We start from the raw sequence: 6,320 nt of genomic DNA, 5'->3' as shown, positions 1-6,320 counted from the left end.
CCCCCCCCCCCCCCCCCCCCCCCCCCCCCCCCCCCCCCCCTGTCGTTGGTCACAACTACTTGTCGCCGGGGCTCCCCGGTTCCGGACCCTTGTCAGTCTCGGTCTCGGTCTCGGTGTCGGTGGGAGAATCTGGCTTCCCGGGTTCCTCCGGGGCGTCCGAGGCCTCGTCCTTGCCGGCCTCGGGTTCGTCGAAGCCGCCGGCCAGCAACTTGCTCAGCGCCGCATCGATGTCGTCCATGCTGGCCTCGGCCAGCTGGCGACGGGAAGTGAATCCCTGCGGGTCCTTGAGATCCTCATCGGTGGGCAGCAGGTCGGGATGCGCCCAGATCCCGTCGCGTCCCTCCAGCCCGCGTTCCTCCAGCAGGTGAGCCCAGAGGGCAGCTGCCTCGCGCAGGCGGCGCGGACGGAGTTCCAGGCCCACCAGGGAGGCGAAGGCGTTCTCCGCCGGCCCGCCGGCTGCCCGGCGGCGACGGATGGTCTCGCGCAGGCCGGGGGCGCCGGGCAGGTTCGCCGCGGCGGCCGCCACGACCTCGTCGACCCAGCCCTCGATCAAGGCCAGCACCAGTTCGAGCTTGGCCAGGGCGGTTTCCTGGGCAGCGGTGCGCTTGGGCATGAACAGGCCCTCGCCCATCAGCGACTGGAAGGACTCGGGGTTCATCGGGTCGATGTCCCGCACTGCTTCCTCGATGCGCGACATGTCGATGTGGATGCCGCGGGCGTAGGACTCGACGGCGGAAATCACCGAGGAACGCAGCCATGGCACGCGGTTGAACAAGCGGGCGTGGGCGCATTCGCGCAGCGCGGCAAAGAGCAGGATTTCCTGCTCCGGGATCTCCAGGCCCTCGCCGAAGGCGGCGATGTTGGTGGGCACCAGGGCAGGTGCCGATCCGGCCAGCGGCAGCCCGATGTCGGTGGCGCCGAGCACGTCCTTGGCCAGGCCGCCGACGGCGGTGCCCAGCTGCATGCCGAACATGGTACCGCCCAGCTGCTGCAGCATGCCCTGCGCCCCACCCATCATCGGGCGCATCTGCTCGGGGATCTGCTCGCCCAACGCTGCAGTGATGGCCTTGCCGACGCTCAGTGCGACGGGTTCGGTCAGCGACTTCCACACCGGCATGGTCTTTTCCACCCATTCGGCGCGGGAGAAGGCCCGGCATTCGCTGCCGTCGGCCTCGAACACGGTTGCGGCATCGAGCCACATCTCGGCCAGACGGGCGGCGTTTGCCACGGCCGAGGCGCGGTTCGCGGAAATGGAGGGGTCGTTGGAGGCGATGGACTGGCGTGCGGCATCGGTGGCCATCTTCCAGTTCACCGGGCCGCCGTCGCCCTTGGCCATCGCTGCCATCATCGCCTGGGCCTGCGCCATCATCTGCGCCATGGCCTCGGGGTTGTCGGACAGGCCCATGGCCTCGCCCAGCCCCGCGGGAAGGTTCTTGGGGTCAAATCCGCCGGCGCCGCCAAAGAGAGAGCCGAACATCTCGGAGAACGGGTCCTTCGCGTTCTCGTCATCGTTTTCGGAGTCGTCGGGTCGGTTTGATGGGGGATTTTCAGCCATGGTTCAACGGTACCCCCGGGCCGCGGCATCAACACATGAACTGGAGTTGCAGTTCGCTGTGGGCACATCGGAAAACACTGTGAAGTCCTCGGTGGTCCGGCGCCGACGACGCCCGGTCCTGCAAGGGGCTTGTAGGCTGGAGGATGCCACGGCGCAAGGTGTACAACCCCCTGCCCCGCGAGCGCGAACACGAGCAATGAAAGAGGGAGTCGTGCCAGCAGTGCATGAAGGACCAGGACCGGAGCACGGCCGGCACACCGACGTGGCCCCGGGAGCACCCCCGGACCCGGACGGCGCCGACCACCGGCCGCTGACCCACCGCTGGCCGGCAACCGATCCCGGCCAGGGCCTGCTGCGCCACAAGCGCGCGGGGGCCGGCTGGCTCGCCATGGTGATCATCGCGGTGGCCACGCTGCTGCCCACTCACTTCGTGGTCGAATCCGCGGGTCCGGCGCTGAACACCATCGGCAGCGTGGAGGGCACCAGGCTGCTCGACATCAGCGGGGCCACGACCTACCCCACCTCCGGGCAATTGGACATGACCACCGTGTACGTCCAGGGCGGGGGGCAACAGCGGTTGCCGTTCTTCAGCGTGCTGTGGGGCTGGATCAACCCGGACGAGGACGTGGTCCCCGAGGAGACTGTGCTGCCGCGCGGCACCACCACGACCGAGCAAAGCGAACAAAACACCCTGATGATGGATGACTCGCAGCAGCTCTCCACCGCCGCGGCCCTGCACGAGCTGGAGATCCCCTACTCCAGCCACCTGGGCGTGGTCGGGTTCGCCACCGAGCGGAATTCCGGTGCCCTGAAGGTCTCGGACCGGCTCGAGACCATCAACGGCCAGGAAATCACCGATCTCGAATCGCTGAAGAAACAGCTCGACGCGGCGGGGGAGTCGCCCAGCAGGCTGGGCATCACCCGCGACGGCAAGCCGATGACGGTCACGGTGGGCACCGACGCCGGACCGGCGGGCCAGCGGCAGCTGGGCATCCTGCTCTCGGGCAGCTTCGACTTCCCGCTGGAGGTGAAGTTCGGGCTGGAAAACGTCGGCGGTCCCAGTGCCGGCATGATGTTCGCCCTGGCGATCGTGGACCAGCTGACCGAAGGTGAAATGACCGGGGGCAAGCACTTTGCCGGCACCGGCGCCATCACCGCCGAAGGAAAAGTCGAACCCATCGGCGGGATCGCGCAAAAGCTCGTCGGCGCCAAGGACCAGGGGGCCGAGTACTTCCTGGCCCCGGCGGAGAACTGCGCCGATGTCGCCGGGCGGGTCCCCGCCGGACTCGATGTCATCAAGGTAGCCACCCTTGCCGAGGCCCGGGCGGCCGTCGAGGGGATCGCCGCGGGCCAGGACCCCGCCGCGTTCCCAGCCTGCGGCTAACCGGCACCCCGGGCCCGCGGCTGCGATGCGCCTCGGTGCGGGTCACAATCACCTCACATTTCCGCGACATCATCCTTAGGGGTGCTTCGCCGGGCGCCGATGCAAGGCAGAATGGGAACAAAGACACATTTCAGGCGCGTTTCCCGCGCGCCGAACGTTCCAATGGTGAGGTAAAAATTGAGTTTTGGCACTGGCAGTCCCTTTGAGGGCCCCCCGCGGGGCCCCGAAGGACGACCCGACCCGCAGCCCCGTCAGCGACGCCCATCCCCGCTGATGCCCACGATCATCGTCATCGGTATCCTTGTTGCCGTTTTCGTGTTCGTCTCCAGCGTCTACGCGGATGTGCTCTGGTACAACCAGCTCGGCTTCGAGCGCGTGTTCTGGACCGAGTACCTGTCCAAGGCCGCGATCTTCATCGTGGCATTCCTGCTCATGGCCTTCGCCATCTGGATCTCCCTGCGCCTGGCCTACCGTTCGCGGCCGGTCTACGCGCCGGACGGGCAGCGCCAGGACGCGATGTCCAAGTACCAGTCGCAGCTTGAGCCCATGCGCCGCCTGCTGATGATCGGAATCCCGGTCGTCGTCGGCGTCTTCGCCGCCACCGCGGTGACCTCGCAGTGGCAAGAGGTGCTGCTCTTCTTCAACCAGGTCGACTTCAACGAGGCCGACCCGCAGTTCGGCATGGACCTGTCGTTCTACATGTTCTCGCTGCCGTTCATCGGCCTGCTCAACGGGTACCTGATCTCGGTCGTGCTCATTGCCGGGATCGCCGGCCTGCTCACCCACTACCTGTACGGCGGAATCCGCGTCGAGGAGCGCGGCGGCATTGTCATCGGCAAGCCCGCACGCATCCACATTGCCGTCTTCGCCGTCGGCTTCCTGCTGCTGCAGGCAGTGAACTTCTGGGTTGACCGCTACTCCACGCTGCTCTCGCAGAACGGCCGCGTTGCCGGTGCCCTGTACACCGATGTGCATGCCGTCATCCCGACCAAGACCATCCTCGCCATCGCCGCGGTGCTGGTGGCGATCACCTTCATCGTCGCTGCCATCATGGGCCGCTGGCGCCTGCCGATCATCGGCACCGCGATGTTGCTGGTGACGGTCATCATCGCCGGCGGCATCTACCCGTTCATCGTTCAGCAGTACCAGGTCATTCCCTCGGAAAAGACGCTGGAACGCGAGTTCATCCAAAAGAACATCGACATGACGCGCAAGGCCTACGGCCTGGACTCGGTGGATGAAACCGATTACGACGTCGAGTTGAACCCGCAGAAGAACGCCTTGGCCCAGGACCGGGCCACCACCACCAACATCCGCCTGCTGGACCCGAACCTGGTCTCGGCCGCGTTCGACCAGCTGCAGCAGTTCCGTACCTACTACAAGTTCACCCCGACGCTGAACGTGGACAGGTACGAAATCGACGGCACCGTCGAGGACACCGTGATCGGTGTGCGCGAAGTGAACGTCGACCCGACCGACACCTGGGTCAACCAGCACATCACCTACACCCACGGCTACGGCCTGGTCGCAGCCTTCGGCAACCGCGTTGCCGCCGGCGGGCGCCCGGACTTCATGCTCTCCGGCATCCCCACCCAGGGCGTGCTGGCCAGCGACGAGACCTACGAGCCGCGGATCTACTTCGGCGAGATGTCCCCGGACTACTCGATCGTCGGCGGACCCGACGACTGGGAGCCGCGCGAGCTTGACCGACCGGCCTCCGGCTCGGGCAGCCAGGACACCCGCAACACCTTCGACGGCGACGGCGGACCCGCGGTCGGAAACTTCTTCAACCGCCTGGTCTACTCGCTGAAGTTCGCCTCGACCGACCTGTTGCTCTCCGATGCGATCAACTCGGACTCGCAGATCCTCTATGACCGCAACCCGAAGCAGCGCGTGGAAAAGGTCGCCCCGTACCTGACCGTGGACTCCAACGCCTACCCGGCGATCGTCGACGGGCGTGTGCAGTGGATCGTCGATGCCTACACCACCTCGAAGAACTACCCGTACTCCAAGCAGCAGGCACTGGATTCGGCGGTCACCGACTCGCTGACCGGCGGCACCCGTGCGGTGTCCCAGACCGGGCAGATCAACTACATCCGCAACTCGGTCAAGGCCACCGTCGACGCCTACGACGGCTCGGTCACGCTGTACGCCTGGGAGCCGGAGGAGCCGCTGCTGCAGGCATGGCAGAAGGTCTTCCCGACGAACATCAAGTCCTACAAGGACATGTCCGCCGAGCTGATGAGCCACGTGCGCTACCCCGAGGACCTGTTCAAGGTGCAGCGCGAACTGCTCGCCACCTACCACGTGACTGATCCCGGGGGCTTCTACGACGCCAACGACGCCTGGTCGGTCCCTTCCGACCCGACGCAGTCCAACGCCAGCATCAAGCAGCCCCCGTACTACCTGTCGCTGCGGATGCCGGGCCAGGACAAGGAAGCCTTCTCGCTGACTTCGACCTTCATCCCGCAGACCGCGGCCGGGGGACAGCAGCGCAACGTGCTCTTCGGCTTCCTGTCCGCGGAGGCCGATGCCGGCACCGAGGCAGGAGTGAAGGCCGAGGGCTACGGCAAGCTCCGGTTGCTTGCCATCCCGCGCGAGCTCTCCGTGCCCGGCCCCGGCCAGGCACAGCAGAACTTCGACTCCAACGCCACCGTGTCGCAGGCGCTCAACCTGCTGCGCCAGGGAGCCTCGGAAGTCAAGAACGGCAACCTGCTCTCGCTGCCGGTTGGCGGCGGCATCCTTTACGTCCAGCCGGTCTACGTGCAGTCCTCCGGGCAGACGTCCTACCCGACATTGCGCAAGGTGCTGGTTGCCTTCGGCGACAGGGTCGGATTCGCGGACACCCTTGGCGAGGCACTTGACCAGGTGTTCGAGGGAACCTCGGGCGCCGTCACCAGCGAAAACGGTGAAGGTGAAGGCAACGGCGAGGAACCCGGAACGCCTCCGGAGACCCAGACCGCCGAGCAGCAGCTCAGCGCGGCACTGCAGGCCGCCAACGCTGCCATCACCGCCGGCCAGGCCGCGCTTGCCGAGGGCGACTTCGCCAAGTACGGCGAGGAGCAGGCCAAGCTGCAGGATGCGCTCGAGCGCGCAACCGAGGCACAGGATGCGCTGACAGGTGCCGCGGCACCGACGGATGCACCCGCGACCGATGCTCCCGCTCCCGAGGCCCCGACCTCAGAGACCCCCGCGCCGTAAGGCGAAGGGATCTGTCCGGGGCATCAAGGTGTGGGGCCGGGCCCGGGGGGGGGGGGGGGGGGCCCCCCCGGCGTCGCCCCCGCGCTGGGGCTGGCAGGACTTCTGGCCTTCTTCGCCATCATCCTGCTGAACCTGCCGGCTTTGGTCGGCGAGAGCAGCTATGGGCCGTTCTCCTTCGGC

At 67.1% G+C, this 6,320-nt stretch carries 3 protein-coding genes; 2 read left to right on the top strand and 1 reads right to left on the bottom strand.

Features of this window, described 5'->3' with window-relative positions:
* Nucleotides 1-55: 55 nt before the first annotated feature.
* Entirely contained in the window at nucleotides 56-1,555 is a 1,500-nt protein-coding gene (locus ACIPUB_RS19910; RefSeq protein ID WP_407608972.1) for a zinc-dependent metalloprotease, read from the bottom strand.
* Between the two features lie 220 nt (nucleotides 1,556-1,775).
* On the opposite strand from ACIPUB_RS19910, the gene ACIPUB_RS19905 reads away from it, so the two are divergent.
* Complete coding sequence (locus ACIPUB_RS19905) at nucleotides 1,776-2,939, top strand: PDZ domain-containing protein (protein WP_407608971.1); 1,164 nt, start codon at nucleotides 1,776-1,778, stop codon at nucleotides 2,937-2,939.
* A gap of 273 nt (nucleotides 2,940-3,212) precedes the next feature.
* Complete coding sequence (locus ACIPUB_RS19900; protein WP_407608970.1) at nucleotides 3,213-6,140, top strand: UPF0182 family protein; 2,928 nt, start codon at nucleotides 3,213-3,215, stop codon at nucleotides 6,138-6,140.
* Nucleotides 6,141-6,320 lie beyond the last annotated feature (180 nt).

Origin of the sequence: Paeniglutamicibacter sp. ORCA_105 (assembly GCF_045798545.1) — a bacterium.
Lineage (GTDB): Bacteria > Actinomycetota > Actinomycetes > Actinomycetales > Micrococcaceae > Paeniglutamicibacter > Paeniglutamicibacter sulfureus.
The sequence above is the reverse complement of the archived record's forward strand: the minus strand, read 5'-3'. Positions and strand labels throughout refer to the sequence as shown.